At 46.1% G+C, this 21,072-nt stretch carries 13 protein-coding genes; all 13 read right to left on the reverse strand.

What is annotated here, in order from left to right; genetic code table 11:
* Positions 1-26 precede the first annotated feature (26 nt).
* Positions 27-1,439 carry a phosphoglucomutase/phosphomannomutase family protein gene (locus DPF93_RS09375; RefSeq protein WP_114765936.1) on the reverse strand — a complete coding sequence of 471 codons (1,413 nt, stop codon included), beginning with the start codon at positions 1,437-1,439 and terminating at the stop codon, positions 27-29.
* 51 nt (positions 1,440-1,490) lie between these two features.
* On the reverse strand, positions 1,491-3,899 hold the full coding sequence (locus DPF93_RS09380) for a glycoside hydrolase family 94 protein (protein ID WP_114765937.1): 2,409 nt from the start codon (positions 3,897-3,899) through the stop codon (positions 1,491-1,493).
* A 78-nt stretch (positions 3,900-3,977) separates the two neighbouring features.
* Positions 3,978-5,903: a beta-N-acetylhexosaminidase gene (locus tag DPF93_RS09385; RefSeq protein WP_114765938.1), complete on the reverse strand. Its 1,926-nt coding sequence runs from the start codon at positions 5,901-5,903 to the stop codon at positions 3,978-3,980.
* A gap of 12 nt (positions 5,904-5,915) precedes the next feature.
* Entirely contained in the window at positions 5,916-6,791 is an 876-nt protein-coding gene (locus DPF93_RS09390) for a glucosamine kinase nucleotide-binding domain-containing protein (RefSeq protein ID WP_114765939.1), read from the reverse strand.
* Position 6,792: 1 nt separating this feature from the next.
* Positions 6,793-8,514, reverse strand: a complete 1,722-nt coding sequence (locus DPF93_RS09395) for a glycoside hydrolase family 9 protein (protein WP_114765940.1) — start codon at positions 8,512-8,514, stop codon at positions 6,793-6,795.
* 80 nt (positions 8,515-8,594) lie between these two features.
* Positions 8,595-9,590 (reverse strand): ABC transporter ATP-binding protein, encoded by a 996-nt coding sequence (locus tag DPF93_RS09400; protein ID WP_114765941.1) that lies wholly within the window; start codon positions 9,588-9,590, stop codon positions 8,595-8,597.
* A gap of 41 nt (positions 9,591-9,631) precedes the next feature.
* Positions 9,632-10,615 carry an ABC transporter ATP-binding protein gene (locus DPF93_RS09405; RefSeq protein WP_114765942.1) on the reverse strand — a complete coding sequence of 328 codons (984 nt, stop codon included), beginning with the start codon at positions 10,613-10,615 and terminating at the stop codon, positions 9,632-9,634.
* 2 nt (positions 10,616-10,617) lie between these two features.
* Positions 10,618-11,643 (reverse strand): ABC transporter permease, encoded by a 1,026-nt coding sequence (locus DPF93_RS09410; protein WP_114765943.1) that lies wholly within the window; start codon positions 11,641-11,643, stop codon positions 10,618-10,620.
* A gap of 2 nt (positions 11,644-11,645) precedes the next feature.
* Complete coding sequence (locus DPF93_RS09415; RefSeq protein ID WP_114765944.1) at positions 11,646-12,632, reverse strand: ABC transporter permease; 987 nt, start codon at positions 12,630-12,632, stop codon at positions 11,646-11,648.
* Between the two features lie 176 nt (positions 12,633-12,808).
* Complete coding sequence (locus DPF93_RS09420; protein ID WP_114765945.1) at positions 12,809-14,491, reverse strand: ABC transporter substrate-binding protein; 1,683 nt, start codon at positions 14,489-14,491, stop codon at positions 12,809-12,811.
* Between the two features lie 653 nt (positions 14,492-15,144).
* Positions 15,145-18,528 carry a response regulator gene (locus tag DPF93_RS09425; protein ID WP_114765946.1) on the reverse strand — a complete coding sequence of 1,128 codons (3,384 nt, stop codon included), beginning with the start codon at positions 18,526-18,528 and terminating at the stop codon, positions 15,145-15,147.
* Between the two features lie 251 nt (positions 18,529-18,779).
* On the reverse strand, positions 18,780-19,802 hold the full coding sequence (gene rsmC / locus DPF93_RS09430; RefSeq protein WP_114765947.1) for a 16S rRNA (guanine(1207)-N(2))-methyltransferase RsmC: 1,023 nt from the start codon (positions 19,800-19,802) through the stop codon (positions 18,780-18,782).
* Between the two features lie 58 nt (positions 19,803-19,860).
* The gene (locus DPF93_RS09435) at positions 19,861-20,946 is read right to left on the reverse strand and encodes an AI-2E family transporter (RefSeq protein WP_114765948.1); all 1,086 of its coding nucleotides are present in this window, start codon (positions 20,944-20,946) and stop codon (positions 19,861-19,863) included.
* Between the last annotated feature and the right edge of the window lie 126 nt (positions 20,947-21,072).

Genomic DNA, 21,072 nt, shown 5'->3' on the forward strand with positions numbered 1-21,072 from the left:
TTCACCTATAGGGTGCTTGGTAAAGTTTATAGCTGCAAAAAGTCTTTCACTTGTTGCACAACGCGTTCTGCAGTTGGCTTATCCGCCATCTCAGCAAAAATACGTAGCAGAGGCTCGGTACCAGAGAAACGAGCGATCACCCAACCGCCATTTCTAAAGTACACTTTTGCGCCGTCTTCATAGCTGACTTTGTCAATCTCGTACTCAAATTCAGGCAACTGCTTATCAACATAGATTTTGTTGTACAGCGCTTGCTTCACTGCTGGCTTGAATTTGCAATCACCCTCAGCAGTGTAGGCATAACCATACTTGCCGTAGATTTCATCTAGTAACTCAGAGAGTTTCTTACCTGTAACCGAAATCATTTCAACCAACAGGCTAGAAGCAAATACACCATCTTTGCCTTTGATGTGACCACGAATGGTTAAACCGCCTGAACTCTCACCACCGATCAGTGAATCATCGGCTTCCATTTGTGAGCTGATATGCTTAAAGCCTACTGGAACCTCAAAGCTCTTTTCACCATGGTCAGCGGCAATTTTGTCGAGCAGGTGAGTGGTGGCAATATTACGTACCACAGAGCCTTTCCAGCCTTTGTACTCAAGTAGGTAGTAGTAAAGCAGGATCAGTACTTCATTTGGATGAATAAAGTTACCTTTTTCATCAATGATACCAAGACGGTCAGCATCGCCATCAGTACCGATACCAATATCGTAACCTTCGTGCGCGACAAGGTGCATCAAGCGATACAATGTTGCGGCGCTTGGTGATGGCATTAAACCACCGAAGTCTGGGTTTTTACCATCGTGAATAACGTCAACTTCACAGCGACCATTGATCAGTACGGTTTGGAGCGCGTTTTTCGCTACGCCAAACATTGGGTCGATCAGTACGCGTAGGTTAGCTTTTTTGATCGCTTCGATATCGATAAAATTAATAATCGAATCGACGAATTCATTCATTGGGTTGATGATTTCGATAAGCTTATCGTCAACCGCTTGTTCAAATTCGACACTTTTCACATCCGCTTGCGTTAAGGTCGCGATTTGCGTTTCGATTTTCTGCGTGATCACTTCGTCAGCGTCACGACCACCTTCGATAAATACCTTGATACCGTTGTAATCGGCAGGGTTATGCGAGGCAGTGATACACGCTGAATAGGCGCAGTTCATTTCCTTTGCCTTGAACATTACGATTGGCGTCGGAACAAACTTGTCGATAAAGCTCACTTTAATGTTATTTGCTGCTAAGACTTCAGCAAACCAACGTCCAGCTTTATCGGAAAGAAAACGGCGGTCATAACCAATGATGAAGCCACGATCTGCTACTTGCTCATCATTAATGATATTGGCAACGGCTTGAGCAACGAGACAGACGTTATCCTTGGTAAACTCTTCACCAATAAAGGCGCGCCAGCCGCCTGTACCAAATTGGATCATGGGATTTTCCTTAGAAAATGAGGGCAGCCGCGCTTGGGCTGCCCATCGGGTTTAACCTAGAGTCACGATGACTTCGTTGACACTGCCTTCTGCTTGCACTGGTACTGATGCGCCAGTTACCGCTTCGCCGTTTACTGTAATCGACTTAACGCCTTTGCTGACTGAGTCAGGGTTAACTACTTTGATGTTGTATGTTGCACCTAGCCACTGACGAGTGACTTCGAAACCTGGCCAGTTAGTTGGAATACAAGGATCGATAGTCAGACCATCAAAGCCGGTACGCACACCAAGGATAAAGTTAGTTACTGCGAAGTAAGCCCAACCAGAAGTACCTGTTAGCCATGGGTGGTTTGCGCGACCGTGATCTTGGTGGTCACGACCCATGATGAACTGTACGTATGAGTAAGGTTCTGCGATACGTTTTTCGATGATGTCGTTTTGGTTGTATGGGTTTAGTGCATCATAGAACTTCATTGCACGGTCACCACGACCTAATTTCGCTTCAGCAACCCAAGCCCATGGGTTTGGATGCGAGAAGATTGCGCCGTTCTCTTTCACGCCTTGGTAAACGCGAGTCACGAAGCCGATGTCATCGTTTGGTGTGGCAAATGATGGTGAATTTAGGTGCAGACCGTATTCTGAGAATAGGTTCTCATCGACGGCATCCATCGCTTTTTCACCACGTTCTTGAGAAACCGCGCCAGATAGAACGGCTAGTGTGTTTGACTCAAGGTGAACACGACCTTCTTTTTGCTGCGCGGTACCGATCTTGTCGCCATTTTTGGTTAGACCACGGATGTACCAACCGCCTTCATCATCCCATAGGTGCGTTTCACACGCTTCACGAACGTTTGCTGCCATGATGGTGTATTTTTCAACATCAGCATCTTTACCTAGGTATTTAGCTAGATCGATGAACTCTTGCAGTGCCCAGAAATGGAGGAATGACACCATAGAAGACTCACCGCCGCCTAGGTTTAGACAGTCGTTCCAGTCAGCGCGTAGACCTTTACAAATACCAGTTTGACCTACGTATTCTGCTGAGAAATCTAGCGCCGCTTTCATGTGGTCATATACGCTAGCATCGCCGCCATCAGCGTAAGGGATCATTTCATCGAAGAAGCTATGCTCACCCGTTTCCATGACATACTTACAGATAGTTGGCACTAGCCATAGGTGGTCATCAGAACAGGTATCTTCAATGCCGTGGATCTTGTCTTCATCAGATGGTGTTGGTACTACCGTTGGTGATTTAGATGGTTTAACGTCCGCTTTTTCTGGATCGAACCAATCTGGATCAAATAGGTGCAGACCGTAACCCGCTTTTACCTGACCGCGAAGCAGATCAACGATACGCTTGCGAGTCATTTTCGGGTTAGCGTGAGGGACAGAAATCGCGTCTTGTGCAGTATCACGGTAGCCAAGACCTGTACGACCACCCACTTCGATGAACGAAGCAAAGCGAGACCAAACCACACAAGTTTCAGCTTGGTATAGCGTCCAAGCATTGATCATGGTGTCTAGACCTTCGTTTGGAGATTTGACTTGGAACTTGCCACAACGCTCATCCCAGTGCGCTTTGATGCCTGCTAATGCGTTGTCAACTTCTGCTAGATCTTGGTATTTCGCACGTAGACGCTCACCGTTACCTTTACCGATACCTAGGATGTAAGCAAAGCGAACTTCTTCACCTGGTTGGATAGTGAATTGTTTGTGTAGTGAACCACAGTGGTTGTAACAGGTTTGCGCCGTGTTGAAACACTTACCTTGCTCAACGGCAAGTGGGTTCGCTTCGTCACGGTATAGACCAAGGAAGCTGTCACGTTGACCGTCGTATGAATCTGGATCAAACGTTGACGCTAGGTAGTAGAAACCTTCGAAATCGTTCGTGTTGTAGTAGAGATCGTACTCAATCACACCATCTTTGTACGCAGTACCTGCAGAGTACAGTGACATCTGATGGTTTTGGTTGTCTGATTGAATATGGCTGAACGAGAATTCAACAAATGAGAATGCGCTGATCGTGCGTGGCTTGTCTGAGGTGTTTTTGATCACCACATCCCACACTTCTGCGTCTTCACCTTTTGGTACAAACAATGTCTTAGTCGCTTCGATGCCATTGTAGTCACACTTAAATTTCGAGTATGACAGACCGTGGCGAACCTCATAAGTTGCTTCGTCTAGGCTCTTCGCTACTGGTTGCCATGAGATTGACCAATAGTCACCAGTTTCGTCATCACGCAGGTAAACATAGTGTCCCGGACGGTCGAATGTCGCATTCGGACGGAATTTCGTCACACGGTTGTACTCTGGTGAGTTGTAGAAAGAGTAGCCGCCAGCGTTATGTGAAATTACCGTACAGAACTTTTCTGTACCAAGGTAGTTGGTCCATGGTGCTGGGACATCTGGGCGTGTGATGACATATTCACGATTGTCATTATCGAAATAGCCGTATTTCATCTTAATTTCCTTTTTACCAAGCCACTCTTAGGTGGTTAAACTTTTAAGCTAGTGAAAACTTCTAACAACTTCAGGCTGTTAGCGGTTATTTGTTTGCCACGGATGACGGTATTCAACGCCCTGTTTATCAAGTAGCGGTAAATGTCCTTTCAAACGCGATAAATAATCTGTCCAATCTCGTTGTGGTTTGTTCGTCCAACACGCTTCTGCTAGCGCGGTTAAGCGTGGGAACACCATGTAGTCCATGCGTTGCTGGTGGGTGACAATCTCACACCACAGCGCGCACTGAATACCTAAAATACGTTTGCGGATCGGATCGCTATCTGGCACTTCTTTCAGCGGCTCATAACGATAGGCGATCTCTAGTGGAATGGTGCTTGCCCAATCAACCCCGGGTTCTTCTGGAGAATAATCTTGTGTCATATCCAAGTAGGTGTATTGCGCTGGCTGTAAAATGACATCGAAACCTTGGCTAGCACAGTTCAGTGCCGCTTCTTCGCTAAGCCACGAATAGATAATGGTGTCTTTGCTTACCTTGTTGCCGTGCTGCGCTTCTTCCCAACCGACCATGCGTTTGCCAAGCGTTTTTAGTCTTTTTTCTGCATAGCGCAGCAGATGACCTTGTAGCTCTTTTGCGCTGTGATAGCCGTGCTCTGCCATTAAGGCTTTGCAGCTTGGACTGTTCACCCACACGCCATCTGGCACTTCATCTGCGCCAATGTGCACCCAAGGAGAAGGGAATAGTTCAGCCACTTCTGTCAGCACGTTATCAAGGAAGTCGTAGGTGCCTTGTAGGGCTGGTGATAGCACATTGTCGTTATAGTGTTGAATGCTGCGATACTGTGATTTGTCTTCGGTATCACACAAAAGATCAGGCAGTGATTTCAAGGCTGCACGACAGTGACCAGGAATATCGATTTCTGGAATAACAGTGATCCCACGCTCTTCGGCATAACAAATGACGTCGCGAATTTGCTCTTGCGAGTAGTAACCTTGGTGAGGCTCTTTTAAGCTACTGAACTGCGGTTCAAGCGCAGTACCAACGCCACGCTTAGCACCAATCTCGGTTAACTCTGGGTAGGCTTTTATTTCTACGCGCCAGCCTTCATCATCGGTAAGGTGCCAATGAAAGTGGTTAAATTTGTAGTGCGCAAGGTGATTAATCAGGCGTTTCACGCGCTCAACCGGATGAAAATGGCGGGCACAATCCAGCATCATGCCACGGTAACGGAAACGTGGCGTATCTGTGATTTGCACATAAGGTGCTTTGAGCGTGTTGGCTTGTCCGGTCACTTCGAGAAGTTGCAGCAGCGTAGCGCTGGCATGCACAAAGCCGGCAGTAGAGCCTGCTTCTAGGCGAATACCATTACTGTTGATGGTTAAATTGTATTCCCCTTCATCTAGGGTCGGATTATCACGAAATAGAATGTCACTATGACCAATTGGATTGGTTTTAAATTGGAACAAAGAGTCCAATTCGACTTGCAGCCAAGTCGCCGCTTTTTCAGCGCGAGTTGATTGCAAAGTGATCTGACTATTTGGTGACAGTAAATAGTGCCCGTCATGCACTGTCATCGCATTTGGTTTAGGGATCAGTGCAAGACGATGACTATCTACCTCAGGGACCACTGAGCGGTCGCGATATGGCGAGGCGAGCGCAATTGGAGTCACTACGACAGGGTGGGTGACCTTGCCATGCTGCTCGACAATTAGGGCATCTTTAAAGCCGTCGGTGTAGTAACGTAGGGGCGCCGTATTGATGCTGAACTCACAGTAATAATGCTGATTGGCCTGCAATACTTCGATGTCAGGGGTGACCGTACAAAAACTACCTATTTGCGAGATCTCTCCACAGGTAAAACTATCTGGAAGAATATAGCGGTCGATAATAAATTGCAGTTTCCAGTCGACCAAATCTTGATCGGAAAGGTTGTGCAAGGTTACGCCGAAACGGCAAAACTGTTTTTGTTCAGATAAAACAGTGAGATCAACACGGTAGCTCATAAATACAAACCTTTAATACAGATTGTGTTCTGCTTTTCCTGCCATCATGATTGCTCCTTCAATTGCGTCAAATTGAGGAGTAACAATCCACTGTTGTACAGGAGGAGATAGCCAATCTTGAATGCGTTCAGCAATGCTGCCCATTAAGCAAATGCGCGTTGCACCTTTGCGATTTAATGCAATGAGGAACATCTCAATATCTGCTGCCGTTTGTTTGAGCATTGAGATTGCAAGGCTGTCGCCTTGATAGGCATGCTCAAAAATGGCTGGAGAAAACTGTCCATAATCTTTTGGAATTGCGCCTTTTGACCACTCAACAATCGCATCGACGTCATGACCAAAGTAATTCAGTACATGTTCGGCAAGTGGTGTTTTTTCCACGATACCGTCATAAGCGAGCAGCACTTGTTGAATAAGACGTAGCCCCATAACTGCGCCGCCGCCTTGATCAGAGATAGGAAACTCGCGACCACCGACGACATGCTGTTCACCGTTTTGGAGAAAAATGCCGCACGAACCAGTGCCGCCAATCATAATTGCGCCATCATCGCCATTGTGCGCGCCAAGGCATGCACCGTAAGCATCGGTATTAAGAACCAAGGAGGCAAAAGGATGAGGTAGCGCCATAAAAGCTTGCCAAGAGTTTTTATGCTCGGCGCCAGCAAGGGCTAGACCGACATGCATATTGGTAAAGTCTTGTTGAGTTAACCCACCTTGGTTTGCAGCAACTCTAATCGCTTCAATAATCGCAGCCATCGCGACTTCTGCGCCCAACATAATGTTGGCACTGCCACTTTTAGCTTCACCGATTAGTGTGTGGTTTTCATCGCGAATGCGTGCGCGACAAGAGGTGCCGCCGCCGTCTATACCTACATGGTAACGAGTCATGTTATTGCTCCTTTAAGCTGTCAAAATGGTTAAATTGACAGATGATCGCGAGCAAATACCAAGCTCCGTGAGGGATCCATTGCTCACCCCATCGCCAGTTCTGCAACATATCATCTTTCTGCTTAGGAGGATTAAATGCAATATCTTCCTCGTCCTCAAAACCGCCTGTAATACCGTTGCAAACGCCACCTTTAGCATTAAAGAAACCAAGGTGAGGTAAGTAATCAGGGTTATTGTGTCCATGACCATCGAGCATGCTCATGTTGTATGGGTTGTGTCCAACTACCCAGTTCAAGGCGTTTTGTGCGTAGCGAATTAATTGGCTACGTTGTTGGGCATCAGTAACAAACGGCTGCGCCATAAATGCCATCGTTGCCAACGAGCCTAAGCGGGCATTTTCGCCTTGCCACCAGTAGCCGGTCTCGTTGTTGTGGGCGACAAAAAACGCCGCGCGCTTGTCACCATCAACTGGTTTGACATATTGGCGCGGGTAACCAAATGGATTGGCAACTTGGCTTGTGATCGCCAGCTCGAAGTTAATTGCTTGATTGACCACTTGAACCATTGGCTCGCGCAGCGCTTGCTCTGGTTCGATGGCAAGGTATTCACACAAGGCTATAACCGGAAGTCCCGCTTCAGCAGCGTGGAAATAAGGTCTTGAGCCATCGTGGTTGGCTGACCAGTAGTTTTCCTGCTGGCTATCTGAGGTTTGACGCGCAGCCAGGCGCTCTGCCCAAAGGCGAGCTTCGGCGAGATAGTCATGGTTGTGAGTGGAGCGGAAAAGCTCAACCACAGCCAAGAGTGCGCAGTACTCATCAATGATATTTTCTTCACCATCATTGAGATATTGGGTGTTGAACTCTTTGAGGTGCCAATAGCCTGTTTCTGCCGCTTGTAAATAATCCGCCGATGTAAATTCTCCGTCTTGTTCAAGACGAGCCACTTTCGCAAGAGCCGCAATTGTCACACCGCCACCTTGGCGAAAACCAGCTTGATAATCGGCTGACTTATGCCCATCTTGAGTTGCGTAAGCACAGATCTCGCGCTGATTAATGTCTTTTGACCACTTATCAAATACCGTCATATAGAAAAAGCCTGCCGGGTTTTGCATACGTAGTAAAAAGTCGGCGCCATACAGGGCTTCTTCGACTAAGCGCACGGCAGAAAACTTGGCAAATTTTTCATTGTCTGCAACCAGCTCTAAGCCTTTTAGCATATTCCAAACCACCATCGGGGTTTGCTGAGGGTTAAAGTAGTTAGCGTAAGACAAGTGACTGAGATATTTGCTTACATCACCTGAGGCGTCATACCAACCGCCATGAGCATCAACGGCTTGTTCGCTATCAAGCACTGGTGCTTGATGGTCTTGCTTATCAAAGATGCCGCCACAACGTTGTGATTTAAAATAGTGCAGTACATCAGAGAAGGTCTTTTGCATTAAGACCCCAGAGCCTATTTCGAATATTTCTGAACGGATGTTATCGAAACGCAGGTAGTAGCGTCCGAGAGATTGGTAATTGGAGAAATCAATGCGAAAAAAATTCCCTTGGTGCCAATGTGCAACTTTTCCGCCTTTTTCAACTTCTATAGACGCAACAGTTTGATGACTGTCAGCACACACTAACAAGGCAGTGGTAGTGGTTAGGCGTAGCTTTTTCGTCATCAATACAGCCTGTTTAGGCCCAAGGGATTCATAACCAAGATGGTTAGTAACTAGCAGCATTGCTGTCTCCGCAAAAATATTGGTAATAGCTTCTGTGAGAGAATGAGAGCCAAGAGTCGCAACTCTTGGCTCGTTAGTGCTTAGTTTTCGTATAAGTAACAGCGCACAAAGTGGTTGTCAGATAACTGCGTAACACCCGGTAGACGTTCACGACACTTATCAGTTGCATGGGTACAGCGACCGGCAAATGGACAACCGACTGAATCTGGCGTCCAGAGTGGGATTTCACCCTTATTGCCTTTCAGTTTTTCGTGGATCGACTTGCTTGGATCTGGCACCGCTGAAACCAGCAATTGAGTATATGGGTGTTGCGGATCGTGGATGATCTCTTCCGTGTCACCCCATTCAACCATGTGACCGACATACATAACCGCAAGATCTTCTGCGATGTAACGTGCAGTCGCGATGTCGTGGGTGATGTAAAGTAGCGACATTTGCTTCTCAAACTTCATTTCTTCCATCAGGTTAAGTACCCCGGCACGGATAGAAACGTCGAGCATTGAGGTCGGCTCATCGGCGAGGACAACTTCCGCACCTACCGCAATGTTACGCGCTAAGTTAACACGCTGACGTTGACCACCTGATAGCTGATGGGGGAACTTTTCAGCGGTCGCTTTTGGTGGGATCAAGCCAACTTGTTCTAGCAAGTCGTACACACGCTCTTCCAGCTCCTTTTTGTTGCCCGGTTTGACCTTTTTATGGATCAACAACGGACGTGCGATATGGTGGAAAATGTTGTGCGTTGGGTTAAGTGAACCAAACGGGTCTTGCCATACCATCTGCACACCTTCACGGTAGTGCATTAGATCTGACTTAGATTTGATATCAAGAATGTCACGACCTTTGTACTCAATCGTACCTGAGGTTGGCGCGTACATTTTTGCGATCATTTTTGCAGTGGTTGATTTACCTGAACCAGATTCACCGACCACAGATAAGCCACGGCTTTTGTACATCTTGAATGATACGTCGTTGATTGCACGCATCATTGGTTGTTTTAGGGCATTACTGCTGATAGGGAAATCCTTAACGAGGTTTTTACCCTCTACCAGTAGTTCGCCGAAATCTTTGCTCATGATTGTCTCCAGAAATTTTTTAGTTTTGCTTTTTTACATTGCTAGATCTTGGTCTGGGCAATTGGCTCACCGTAAAGGTGGCAGTTTGAGTAGCGATTTGGCTCAATCTGTCTCAACTTGGTCTCAACCTGAGTACATTTGTCATGTACACGGTCGCAACGAGCTTGGAAGCGACAACCTTGAGGGATTTCAAGCAAGTTCAGAGGGTTACCTGGAATACCTGTTAGTTTCGTTTTTGGCCCGGTTAGTGGAGGGAAAGAGCTACCCAAGCCCTTGGTGTAAGGGTGGTATGGGCTAGTTAAAATTTCCTTCGAAGGAGCAACTTCAATCAACTCACCAGAGTACATGATGCCGATTCGGTCAGAGAACTCGACCATCAGTGATAGGTCGTGCGTAATAAACAGAATCGAGAAACCAAACTCTTCTTTAAGTGCGTAGATTTTTTGTAGAATTTCACGTTGAACCACTACATCCAGTGCAGTTGTTGGTTCATCCATGATGATCATCTTCGGATTAAGTGCCAGAGCGATCGCAATAACCAAGCGCTGACGCATGCCACCAGAGAACTGGTGTGGGTAATCTGTTAGACGATTTGGGTGAATATCGACAATCTCAAGTAGACCCTCAGCACGTTTACGTGCTTGCTCACGAGTCATATTAGTGTGGCGCATAATCACGTCACAGAACTGCTCTTCCATGGTTAAAACTGGGTTTAGAGCGTTCATTGCACTTTGGAAAACCATCGACATTTCACTCCAGCGGAATGCCTGCATACGGTCATCACTGTACTCTAAGATGTTTTCACCGTTGAAGATTACCTCACCGCCGGTGATAAACGCTGGCGGCTTATGTAGACGCATCAGCGAGAAGGCAACGGTTGATTTACCACAACCAGATTCACCAGCAAGACCGAACACTTCACCCGGTGCGATATCGAAACTAACGTTGTTACACGCTCGAACATCACCCGAGGCAGTAATGTAGTCAACGCATAGATTGCGGATAGAAATTAGTGGTGCTGTCATGATTATTTATCTCCGCTCCAAAGTGCATTTTGTGGTGGTAGTTCAGGCTCGCGCTCTTTCTTTTCTTGCTCAGCAAGTTTTTTCCAGCGTTTCATGCCTTTGTGTGAACGAAGTTGCGGGTTAGCAATTTCATCTACCGCGAAGTTAAGTAGAGCCAGACCAGTCATCAGTAAGATCAGTGCTGAACATGGTGCTAGTAGCTCCCACCAAGCGCCAATTAGCATTGAAGATGAGGTTTGTACGTTGTAAAGCATGATGCCCCAACTAACGGTATTCGGGTCACCAAGACCTAGGAACGAGATAGTCGCTTCCATCATGATTGCGTACATCACCGAACCGATGAAGCTTGCACCAACGATTGGGATAAGGTTTGGTAGAATTTCAACGAAGATAATGCGCCATGAAGATTCACCCAGTACTTCTGCTGCTTTAACAAACTCTTTTTCACGCAGTGCCATGGTTTGAGAACGTATGACACGCGCACCCCAGGCCCAGGCGGTAAAGCCGATTATCAAGGCAATGGTTAGCGGCCCTGCCTCACCGATAAATGCAGCCAGTACGAACAGCAATGGATATTGTGGGATTACCAGCATGATGTTCATCGCAGCAGTCAAAATGTCATCGACACGACCACCAAAGTAACCAGCTGAGATACCGATAACTGTTGCTAGGAAACACACAGTGATACCTGCGCCAAAGCCAACTGCAAGTGAAACACGTGCACCATGAACAAACTGAGACCAAACGTCACGACCCATGCGGCTAGTACCCATTACGTGGTCGGCTTTTTTCGACAAAATCAGTGTGCGACGGTCGTCAGCAAGGTTTTGTGCGATCCAACCATCAGGATTGCTTTGCGCTGATTTCACCACGATTGATGGATACTCGTGTGGGTTACCAGTGCGCTTGTCTGGTGCGTGTTTTGCTAATAAAGGAGCAAATAAGGCAATAAAAACGAAACATGCGAGGATGATACTGCCCACGAGTGCCATTGGGTTGCCAATAACGAGTTTAACGAAACCTTTCATAATTATTTGCCTCCCTTACGTAGGCGAGGGTCAAGAACAACGTACAGCATGTCTGCTAGTAGGTTAAAGAACAGCATAAATAGAGTCATGATAAGTAGCTGACCTTGCAGCACTTGGTAATCACGTGCTTTGATTGCGTTAAACAGTACTGAACCAAGACCTGGGTAGTTAAAGATGATTTCGATAATCAACTGACCACCGATTGCCATACCCAAAGCCATCGAAAGTGCGGTTACACTTGGTAGCATCGCGTTACGTGCCGCGTAGTTGAAAACGATACGCTTCTCGTTAAGACCCTTACCTTTTGCCATGGTGATGTAGTCTTCTGCTAGCAGGTTGATCATGTTGTTACGCATGTTCACCAAGAAGCCACCAATCTGAACCACGGTCGCACAGAAAAGAGGAAGGACAGCATGGTAGGCAACGTCTTTGATAAATGCCCAGCTAGTCCAATCTGGTGAGGTACCGGCTGTATATGCATAGCCAGTCGGGAACCACTTAAGACCGATTGCGAAGGTAAATAGGGCAATCATCGCGATTACAACTTGAGGAACCGCTTGGATAACCAGCATACCTGGAGTGATAAAGGCATCGTATTTGCTGCCACGTTTCCAAGCTGCGTAAATACCAAGAATTGATCCTAGTGAGAAGGAAAGAATTACCGCAGTACCAGCTAGGAATAGTGACCAACCAAATGCACCACCTAGTAGTTCATTTACTGATAGTGGGTAGAACTGGATAGAGGTACCCAATTCCCAACTTAGAATGTTTTTCATGTAAGCAGCGTATTGAACCAATAGACCGCCATCGACGAAACCTAGTAGCTCTTTCATTGCTGCGATACGTTCAGGTGTAACCTGAACCGATGCGTTAGCAAACATCATGGTAACTGGGTCACCTGGCATTGCTCGCGGAATAATAAAGTTTAAAGTTGCCGCAACTAAAAGGGCGACAAAATAAAATGACAAACGTCTTAAAAAATAACCCATAACTTACACCTTACTCACCCAGATTTTCCCTGTTCCTGGTGTCAGGTCGCTCTTAGCGAAACTACAAATTTGAGCGTAGAAATCCCCTGACGCAGAGCGCCATACCTTTCATGACATATTGGAAGGAGGGGGGGATGTGCGGCGCACGGAATGTGCGCCGCTAGATTTATTGCCTATTACTTAACTGGTTTTAGGTCCAGTACGTGTAGTAGACGCTCAGGGATACCAGCCCAAATGTTTGGACGTCCTTGAGGGTTTTCTTCATTCCACCAACCAGTAAAGCGAGTTGTGTTGTACTGGAACATGTATGCGCCAGACATTACAGGAATCGTTACTTGGTTTTCAGCAATGATAGATTGGATGCCGTGAGCAATTTCTAGCTGCTCTTTCTTATCAGCTGTTTTGTAGAAGCTGTTAAGTAGTTTGTCTAGCTCTGCATTTTTGTAGTAGTGCAGTGCGAAACGAGGCATACCGTCACCTTCTTGAAGGTTAGAGTTGTAACCACTGTTCCAGTACAAGTGTGGATCTGCACCGTGGAAGTAGTTGGTGTATGCAACGTCATAAGTCGCTTCAAGCATCGCTTGGTTGTATACAGAGAAGTCTGGCGTACGAGCTTTCGCTTGGATACCTACTTCAGCTAGCTGCTCAACAGCAAGTTGAACTGTGTTGTTGAAGTCAGTCCAACCATTTGGCGATTGGATTAGTAGCTCAAAAGACTTACCAGATGGAGTGTCAACGAAACCATCGTTGTTCACATCTTTAAAGCCAGCTTTCGCTAGAAGCTCTTTAGCGCCTTCAACGTTGTACGTGTTGAAGCCTTTGTACTTGTTGTGAGTCTCTTCGTCTGACCAAGTCTTGAATGCGTAACCTAGACCAGATGCGAAGTCATTCACTGTACCGCCACCGTAGAATGCGATGTCGATGATAGTTTGACGGTCAAGTGCCATAGAGAATGCACGACGGAAGTCAACGTTAGTTAGAGCTTCGTTCTTAGCAGCATCTGGGTGCTTGAAGTTAACTACGAATGCTTGAGTACCTGCTGGCGGGTACCAGTATTGGTGGTTAGGACTTGCAGCAGCGTAAGTACGGTCGATGTCTGGAATGAATGATGAAGTCCAGTCCATTTCGCCGTTGATTACTTTACCTAGGAACTGGTCGTTGTTCGCGATTTGAGGAACACGTAGACAGTCAACATCTAGGTTATCAGCATCCCAGTAGTTCGGGTTTTCACACTGAACGTAAAGTTGTGGTGTAAATGTAGCAATTTCAGTAAACGGACCGCTACCAACTGGGTTTTCGTTGGTGAAGGTTGATGGATCTTCAACTTTGCTCCAGATGTGCTCAGGAACGATAGGAAGTTTAACGATCTCATATGGTGCGTTTGAGTTAGCTTCAGAAACGTAGAACTTAACTTGGTAGTCGTTTAGCTTTTCTACTTTCGTTACCCAAGCGTTAGTACCAGCTTGGTCTAGCTCAGGTTTTTCTTTCACTAGGTTGAAAGAGTAGATTACGTCGTCTGCGTTAAATGTTTCGCCATCAGACCACTTCACACCTTTACGGATATCAAATACAACGCTTAGTAGGTCGTCAGCAATTGTGTAGTTCTCTGCTAGACGGAATACAGGCGTGTTACCTTGCATCTCGTTGAAAACAACAAGTGGCTCAAACATGAAGTCAGTTGTTGTATGTAGGTTAGTTGCACCTAGGAAAGGGTTGAAGTTACGTACAAAAGTCGTGAACTCTTTCGGGTGGATAGTTAGTTCATTTTTCTCTGCTGCTGTTGCTACTGATGCAAAACCAGTAGTAGCTGTTGCGATAATCGCTGTTGCTAGTGCAGTTTTTTTAATGTTGGCAAGCATAGCTGTTCCTTACTATTTGCTTTCATTTCACAATGGATACGAATGTTATCAATTGATGAACACTCACTAAGGCCTACCTCATTGAGATGGATGACGTCGGAGGGTGTCATACACATTCGAGTGGCCTGTAGGCCTTAGGCACGGTTAAGAAAACACCGAAATGACGCTTTTAGCAATTTCGATTCCCGTTAATTTCGTCAAAAACATTGCGACAAACGTTAATAACGTAAATTTCCGTTGATTTGCACAAGGTTTTAAAGTTTTTTTAATATTGATGTCACTCGCAAAAAGTTTGTGGGTGAGATTAGTATGTTAGTGGTTACTATCGTTTTATCGCTTCGCTGTAATGGTAATTTAAGGTGCTATTTTTGATTGAGATCTCTGTCACTTAGCTGTCATTTGGTTAATTTCATCCGCCAATTTAAATCTGCCGAATTGTTGTGATTGCTCTCTCAATTACGTTCTATAGTGGGTAAATCTAATACGATTATCGCCAAATTCGGTGGTTTTCATTCGATAAATCGAGCGTTTTTAACGGTAGTGATGACGTTGTTTTGTGTCGTGTAAAAACTCATTTCATAGCTATCTAGCGCAATAAATTAGCGCAATAAAAAAGCCCACCAAAGGGTGGGCTTGTTGCTGAATATCAACTTTTAGGTAGTGAGCAAATGTTGCAATTTATCGCGTAGCTCTTCTATTTTGCTTCGCTCTGTTGTCATGTCTGAACAGTTGGCAAGGATATATTCAAGTGAGTTGAGCACGGTACGCCAACGCGGCGTTTTCGGCAGGGTCTCGATGCGCAAGTACTTATCCAGTGTTCGGGTTTGTAGCGTACTGCGGTCTAAGTAGACACGCCACAGACCGCTTTGTTCGGCGAAGGTAAACTTACTGTGTCCGGTTGAACTCTCCCAGTAATCAAGCGCGGTAGCCATCGCATCGACTAATACCTCGCGCATCAGCTCTTGTTTAGACTTCTGATCGCTTGAGACGCGATCAGCCAGTCGGGTAAATTCACCACCAAGCTCTTTAAGCTGTTGTAATTTGCCCTTATCACCGTCAAAGGCGTAGCTGGTTAGGGCTTCAATGGCGGTTTCGAGGTTGTTGATGCGTACGGCATTTACGCCACCACCATGGTCGAAGATATACATCGACTTCAAACCCGAAGCGTCAGGCAGGCGAAGAATGTCACCATTAATATGTTGGCGAGTATCTTCTATATAGATGTCGACCTTGCCACAATAATGCTCCTGATTAATATCGATAAACTTCGGTGACAACAACTCTTCGGCGCTGGCGCGCTTAAGTTGCTCAACCGAGCGTTTAAATAGGCGTGCTGCTGCTTCATTGGCAAAACGGACTTTACCGTCGGCACGGGTACAGATAATGGCTTCAGGTGCTGACTCAAGTTGTTCTAGCAGACGACCTTGGGTTTCAATCAAGCTTGCTTCAACCGCTGCGCGTTGGCGCAGTTCATCTTGCAACTCTTGATTCTCTAAAAGACGTTTTTCTGCTTGGCTTGCCGATAAGTGAACCAAGATCCTTGCCGCCAGTTCTTGTTTATTAAACGGCTTGGATAGGTAGTCGTTGGCACCCGCGTCAAAGCCGCGAATGCGGTCATCGGCTTGGTTGAGTGCGGTTAGCATGATGACGGGCAATTCAATATTATCAAATCGCTGGCGAATGGTTTCACACACCTGATAACCACTTAAACCTGGCATCATCACATCTAACAACACCAGTTCTGGTTTTTCTTGCTCGATGTATTGCAGCGCTTCGTAGCCATCTTTAGCGGTTCGAACGCGATAGCCTGCGAGGCGTAAGAAGCTGTCTAACACACGCAAGTTGACCGGTTCATCATCAACCACCAATAGCAATTCGCCATCGGCATTTTCTGGCAAGCTCGCGATGTCTGCTTCTTCAACTTCAAAGCTTTCTGGCGCTTTAAAGTGCACGCTGTCACTGTGGCTTGCCATATCGATTTGTTGTTCGGTGGCAAGCGGCAAGGTAAAGCTAAATGTCGTACCTACCATAGGTTGGCTGCTGACATACAGTGAGCCACCCATTAGCTCAACCAATTGACGGCTAATCGATAAGCCAAGTCCTGCGCCTTGGCGGTAGCGACTGGTATCGCTGCCGGCTTGGATCAATGGCTCGAAAATATGCTCCAGCTGATCGGCCGGTATGCCTTGACCGGTATCGACCACTTGCACTCTAAGTTTGGCATCGACCACATTGGCCGAAATGACAATCTTGCCTTCATTGGTGTATTTGATGGCGTTACCGACTAAGTTGTACAGCACTTGCTCAAGACGCTGCGGATCGGCAGCAACCCAAACTGGCTCACTTGGTACTTGGTTGATAATGCGGATCTGTTTGTTGCCCAATAGGTGAGAGGAGAGCTCAAGCACTAGGCGAGTGGCGCTGGAAAGATCGACGGCGCTGGTGGCTATGTCCATATTGCCATAACGCATTTTGTGATAGTCCAGTAGGTCATCAACCAGATTAGCAAGGCGCAGACCACTGCTAATAATGATATCGAGCTGGTATTTGTGCTCGGCGCGAATAGGACCATTGGCTCCTGATACCAGTGTTTCGGCGATACCGACCATACCGTGTAAAGGCGTCCGTAATTCGTGTGAGGTGGTGGCTAAAAACTCATCTTTGAGTTTGTTTGCCAGTTGCAGTTCATCATTCTTTTTCTGAATCAGTTTCAGGTTACTTTCCAGCTCTTCATTCTGTTCTTTGATTAACTGCATCTTTTCACGAATCGAGCGCTGCATGCGCTCAAAAGCGATCGCTAAGCGTCCAATTTCATCACGGCGACTGGTGTTGATTTCTGCGCTCAAATCGCCTGCAGAGGCCTTTTCAGCTGACCAGGTGAGTTTGAGCAGCGGGGCTGTAATAAAATTAGACAGATAGTGCGACGCGATCACCACCACAACGATGGCAAACAGCATCGCGAACACAAACAGAGTCTCGAGCTGCTTAATACGAGAGAAAGCCTCTTTTTCAGGTACTTCGACCACTAGCGCCCAATCAAGTCCTTTGGATTGAATATGGCTATGAGCGGCAATGATCTCTTCACCTAACGAGTTGTAAAAGGTGCCCACCGCTGATGGATTGGTAAATGCACTATCGATAATTGATTGGCTATTGTCGACGTCTTGCTGTTGGTAGGACAGGGTGCGTAGATGATTGTCTTTACCCACCAGTAGGGTTTTGATTTCCCATACATTGTTATTGTCAGCAATCAGTTTGGTTAGGCTGTTGTTGGGTAAGCGAAACATTGCGTAACTGTGCAAGTAGCCTTGTTGGATAATCGGTGCGCCAATCCAAGCATAACTTTTGTTTTGCTCTGGTTTAAAATCGGAAAAGACCACAGGTGTGTAGTCAGGGTTATCCTTGTGTTTACTGGTCACATCAGCACGCAACTTCTCAAACGCTTGCGTTAAATTGCTGTTTTTGTACTGGTTATCAAGCAGGTTAGTGCCGAAGTATTCGTGTTTAAAGATTGAGTAAGTGACATTACCGTTAATATCCACCAACAGAATATCGTCAAAATCAGAGCGCTTGAGGAGTTCAAGGAAAGAGCGATGATAGCGCTTATGCAACAGTCGGTAACGCTCTGTGCCATTGAATATTGGAGATTCTGGCAAAATTGACGTTTTTACTTGGTCGCCAGAGCCGACAATATAACGCTTCTGAGCATATTGCCGCGCTTGTTCGATATCCAAGCCAAGGCTTTGGAAAGCATTGACCAAGCCATAAAAGCGCCCGCCACTTGCGTAGGCAAGTTCAGAGCGAACAAAGCCCATCACCTCAGACTCACGTGCGTTGAGGTAATCGATGATCTGCTGTTGTTTGCTATCACGAACTGAAATTAGGTGTGAGGTACTTTGTTCCTGCAGATCTTGGCTATGGGACTGCAAGAAAAAGAGAGCGATTACCGTCAGTGGGGTAATACTTAAGGCTAAAAACGCTAACATCAAGGTGTTTTGCAGGCGTTTAAAGCGCTGTTTTCGATACAACTTAAGCATAATTAAAGTATAACTTTCCATGATTGCTGAGCGGAGGACTCAACGTTAACTATGTATACCGTGATTATTTAAGGCACTGATTAGCAACAAGTCAGTGAGAAGTTCTTGAGGTATAGATTGCCTAAAATGACAAAATTAACGAGTTTTTTTACTTTGACAAGTAAGTGGGGCGGAAAGCGTGGTAGGCAGCGCAGAAAAAAGCGATTTGAGAAGAAAATGCCCGCAGAAACGCCGTTCTGCGGGACTGAACGTTATTTTTGTGCGCGATAAATCGCGAATTTATTGGTCTTATTTAGCGTGTCGCATTTTCCAAACGCTTGCTCAATAATTGGCGGATACTGCAAAAAGCTATTGGCAACAATAATCAGTTCACCAGACGTTTTTAACTGTTTTGGCGCATGTTTTAACAAGGTTTCCGTCGCGCTATAGCTGGTATCTAACCCTGAATGGAACGGCGGGTTACTGATCACAAACTGGTAGTCGTCGCCGCAATCTGAATAAACGTCCGAGGCAAAAACATTACCTGACAAGTTATTCGCCGCTAGGGTTGCTTTAGAGGACTCAATAGCCAGTGCGCTAATATCACACATATCCAGCTTAATCTCTGGGTTGAGCGTCGCCATAACACTGCCAATGACGCCTGCACCACAACCAAAATCCAGCACTTTGCCAGTAAGTGATGGCAAGGTATCGAGCAGCAACTGACTGCCGATATCGAACTCACCATGGCTAAATACACCCGGTAAACTCTTGATTGTCAGTTGATGCGTTTGGTAGTTAACCGTGTAGGTTTTAAACCAATCGTTAAGATTGAATGGTTTCACCGCTTGATTACATTGACCCCAATAAAATGAGCAACGACGGGCTGAATCATATTTGTTGATCAGACCATAAGGCTTGAACATTTTTTCAATGCTTTTCACCCCAGAGCGGTTCTCACCAACCACGACAATTTCAGTGTCTGGACCCAGTTTCGCCATCAGCATCGCCAGCAAGTATTCCGCTTCTGCTTTTGCCTTTGGCCAGTAGAGTAGAACCATATCTGCACAAGTTTGCTCGGTAAACTCGGCACCAAATAGACTCGTGATGGTTGAGTAGCCGGATAACTGGCGGTAGTAGCCATAGTTGGTAGTAAATACCGTTACCGATTCACAGTGTTTAGATAACTCAACTGGAAAGAGGTCTTCGGCTTCACCAGCGACTAGAACGTGTTTTCCTGAAAAATAGGCTAACTGACGTTCAGCAATCTGGCTTGGTGCAATATAGGCAGACATGATGTAGCTCGACTGAATAAAAAAGAGGGAGGATTCTCTCATAATCCTCCCTCGGGTGCTAACTCTTATCTTGTTGGTCTAAGAAGTCAGAAAACTCTTCTTCATAGATATAGAAAAGGACCATGGTGACGGCAAAAATAATTGGACCGTAGATAAGGCCAATCAAACCAAATAGGTGTAGACCACCCAGTAGCGAGAAGAAAATCATTAAGGTATTCATTCCCGCGCTGCCTTGCATAAGCAGTGGTCGCAGCAAGTTATCAATCGAACCTACGATGGCCACACTCCATACCAAGAGGAAAATAGCCCATGTTGTATCACCAGTAAGGAAGAGGTAGATAGTTGCTGGAATCCAAATCAACGCGGTACCCACCACAGGAATAAAGGATGCAAAGCCCATCATGGTACCCCAGAAAAGCCCTGGGAAACCCGCCAACCACATACCAAAACCACCAGCAAGACCTTGCGCGATTGCGGTTAGAAATGATCCCATAACCGCAGATTTTGCTACTTTTTCCACTTCGCTCAGCAACTTGTCTTCTTGGCTACGAGAAAGAGGCAAGATATGGCGCATTGCAGAAATAATTTTGTCGTGGTCGCGCAATAGGAAGAACAGCACGAATAGCATTAAGAAGAACGACATCAAAAAGTTAGTCGCGTCACCTAAGATCTTAGCACTAAAGCCGACAATATTGCTGCCAAAGGTGGTGGCGAACTGCGCCACGCGCTGGGCAATTTCTTGTGGCTGAATTTCTTCAAATGGCAAATAGGTGTTAACCAGTTTGAGCCCTTTGACCACCCAAGGATGGGCAAAGACTTCTTGAATGCCGCCATGCGTCACCCAGTAGTAAACATTTTGCGAAAACACCGTACCTTGCTGCACGATGGCGGCAAAAACGAACAGTAGCGGAATGACAATAATAAAAGTCAGAATCACACAAGAGAGTAGAGAAACGATGTTTTTGTGATTCGGCAGTTTGCTTTCAATCCACTCGTGAATAGGAAACATTAATAGCGACAGAATAAATGCCATCACAATAGAATTAATGTACGGCTCAACTAATAGAAAACAAGCGAAGCCTGCGCCAAGTAAGGCTGCGATCAGAACCCAATGTCCTGACGTAATGTTTACTTTATTTGTCACAGTAGTGCCCAGTAGATAACCAAGATATAGAGTATAATGGCTTGATACCCCAGTGACTGCAAGATATTGAAATCAGAGTTTTGTTAACTCTTATTGTTTGCCATTGGCATCGCTAGGCAGTGAGCC

The organism is Vibrio rhodolitus (assembly GCF_003350325.1).
GTDB lineage: Bacteria > Pseudomonadota > Gammaproteobacteria > Enterobacterales > Vibrionaceae > Vibrio > Vibrio rhodolitus.

Bases quoted from the DNA above. Each gene is read 5' to 3' on its own strand.
- DPF93_RS09420 (WP_114765945.1), bottom strand. From the start codon at position 14,491: ATGCTTGCCAACATTAAAAAAACTGCACTAGCAACAGCGATTATCGCA.
- DPF93_RS09380 (WP_114765937.1), bottom strand. From the start codon at position 3,899: ATGAAATACGGCTATTTCGATAATGACAATCGTGAATATGTCATCACA.
- DPF93_RS09410 (WP_114765943.1), bottom strand. From the start codon at position 11,643: ATGAAAGGTTTCGTTAAACTCGTTATTGGCAACCCAATGGCACTCGTG.
- DPF93_RS09390 (WP_114765939.1), bottom strand. From the start codon at position 6,791: ATGACTCGTTACCATGTAGGTATAGACGGCGGCGGCACCTCTTGTCGC.
- DPF93_RS09425 (WP_114765946.1), bottom strand. From the start codon at position 18,528: ATGCTTAAGTTGTATCGAAAACAGCGCTTTAAACGCCTGCAAAACACC.
- DPF93_RS09395 (WP_114765940.1), bottom strand. From the start codon at position 8,514: ATGCTGCTAGTTACTAACCATCTTGGTTATGAATCCCTTGGGCCTAAA.
- DPF93_RS09375 (WP_114765936.1), bottom strand. From the start codon at position 1,439: ATGATCCAATTTGGTACAGGCGGCTGGCGCGCCTTTATTGGTGAAGAG.
- DPF93_RS09385 (WP_114765938.1), bottom strand. From the start codon at position 5,903: ATGAGCTACCGTGTTGATCTCACTGTTTTATCTGAACAAAAACAGTTT.
- DPF93_RS09405 (WP_114765942.1), bottom strand. From the start codon at position 10,615: ATGACAGCACCACTAATTTCTATCCGCAATCTATGCGTTGACTACATT.
- rsmC (WP_114765947.1), bottom strand. From the start codon at position 19,802: ATGTCTGCCTATATTGCACCAAGCCAGATTGCTGAACGTCAGTTAGCC.
- DPF93_RS09415 (WP_114765944.1), bottom strand. From the start codon at position 12,632: ATGGGTTATTTTTTAAGACGTTTGTCATTTTATTTTGTCGCCCTTTTA.
- DPF93_RS09400 (WP_114765941.1), bottom strand. From the start codon at position 9,590: ATGAGCAAAGATTTCGGCGAACTACTGGTAGAGGGTAAAAACCTCGTT.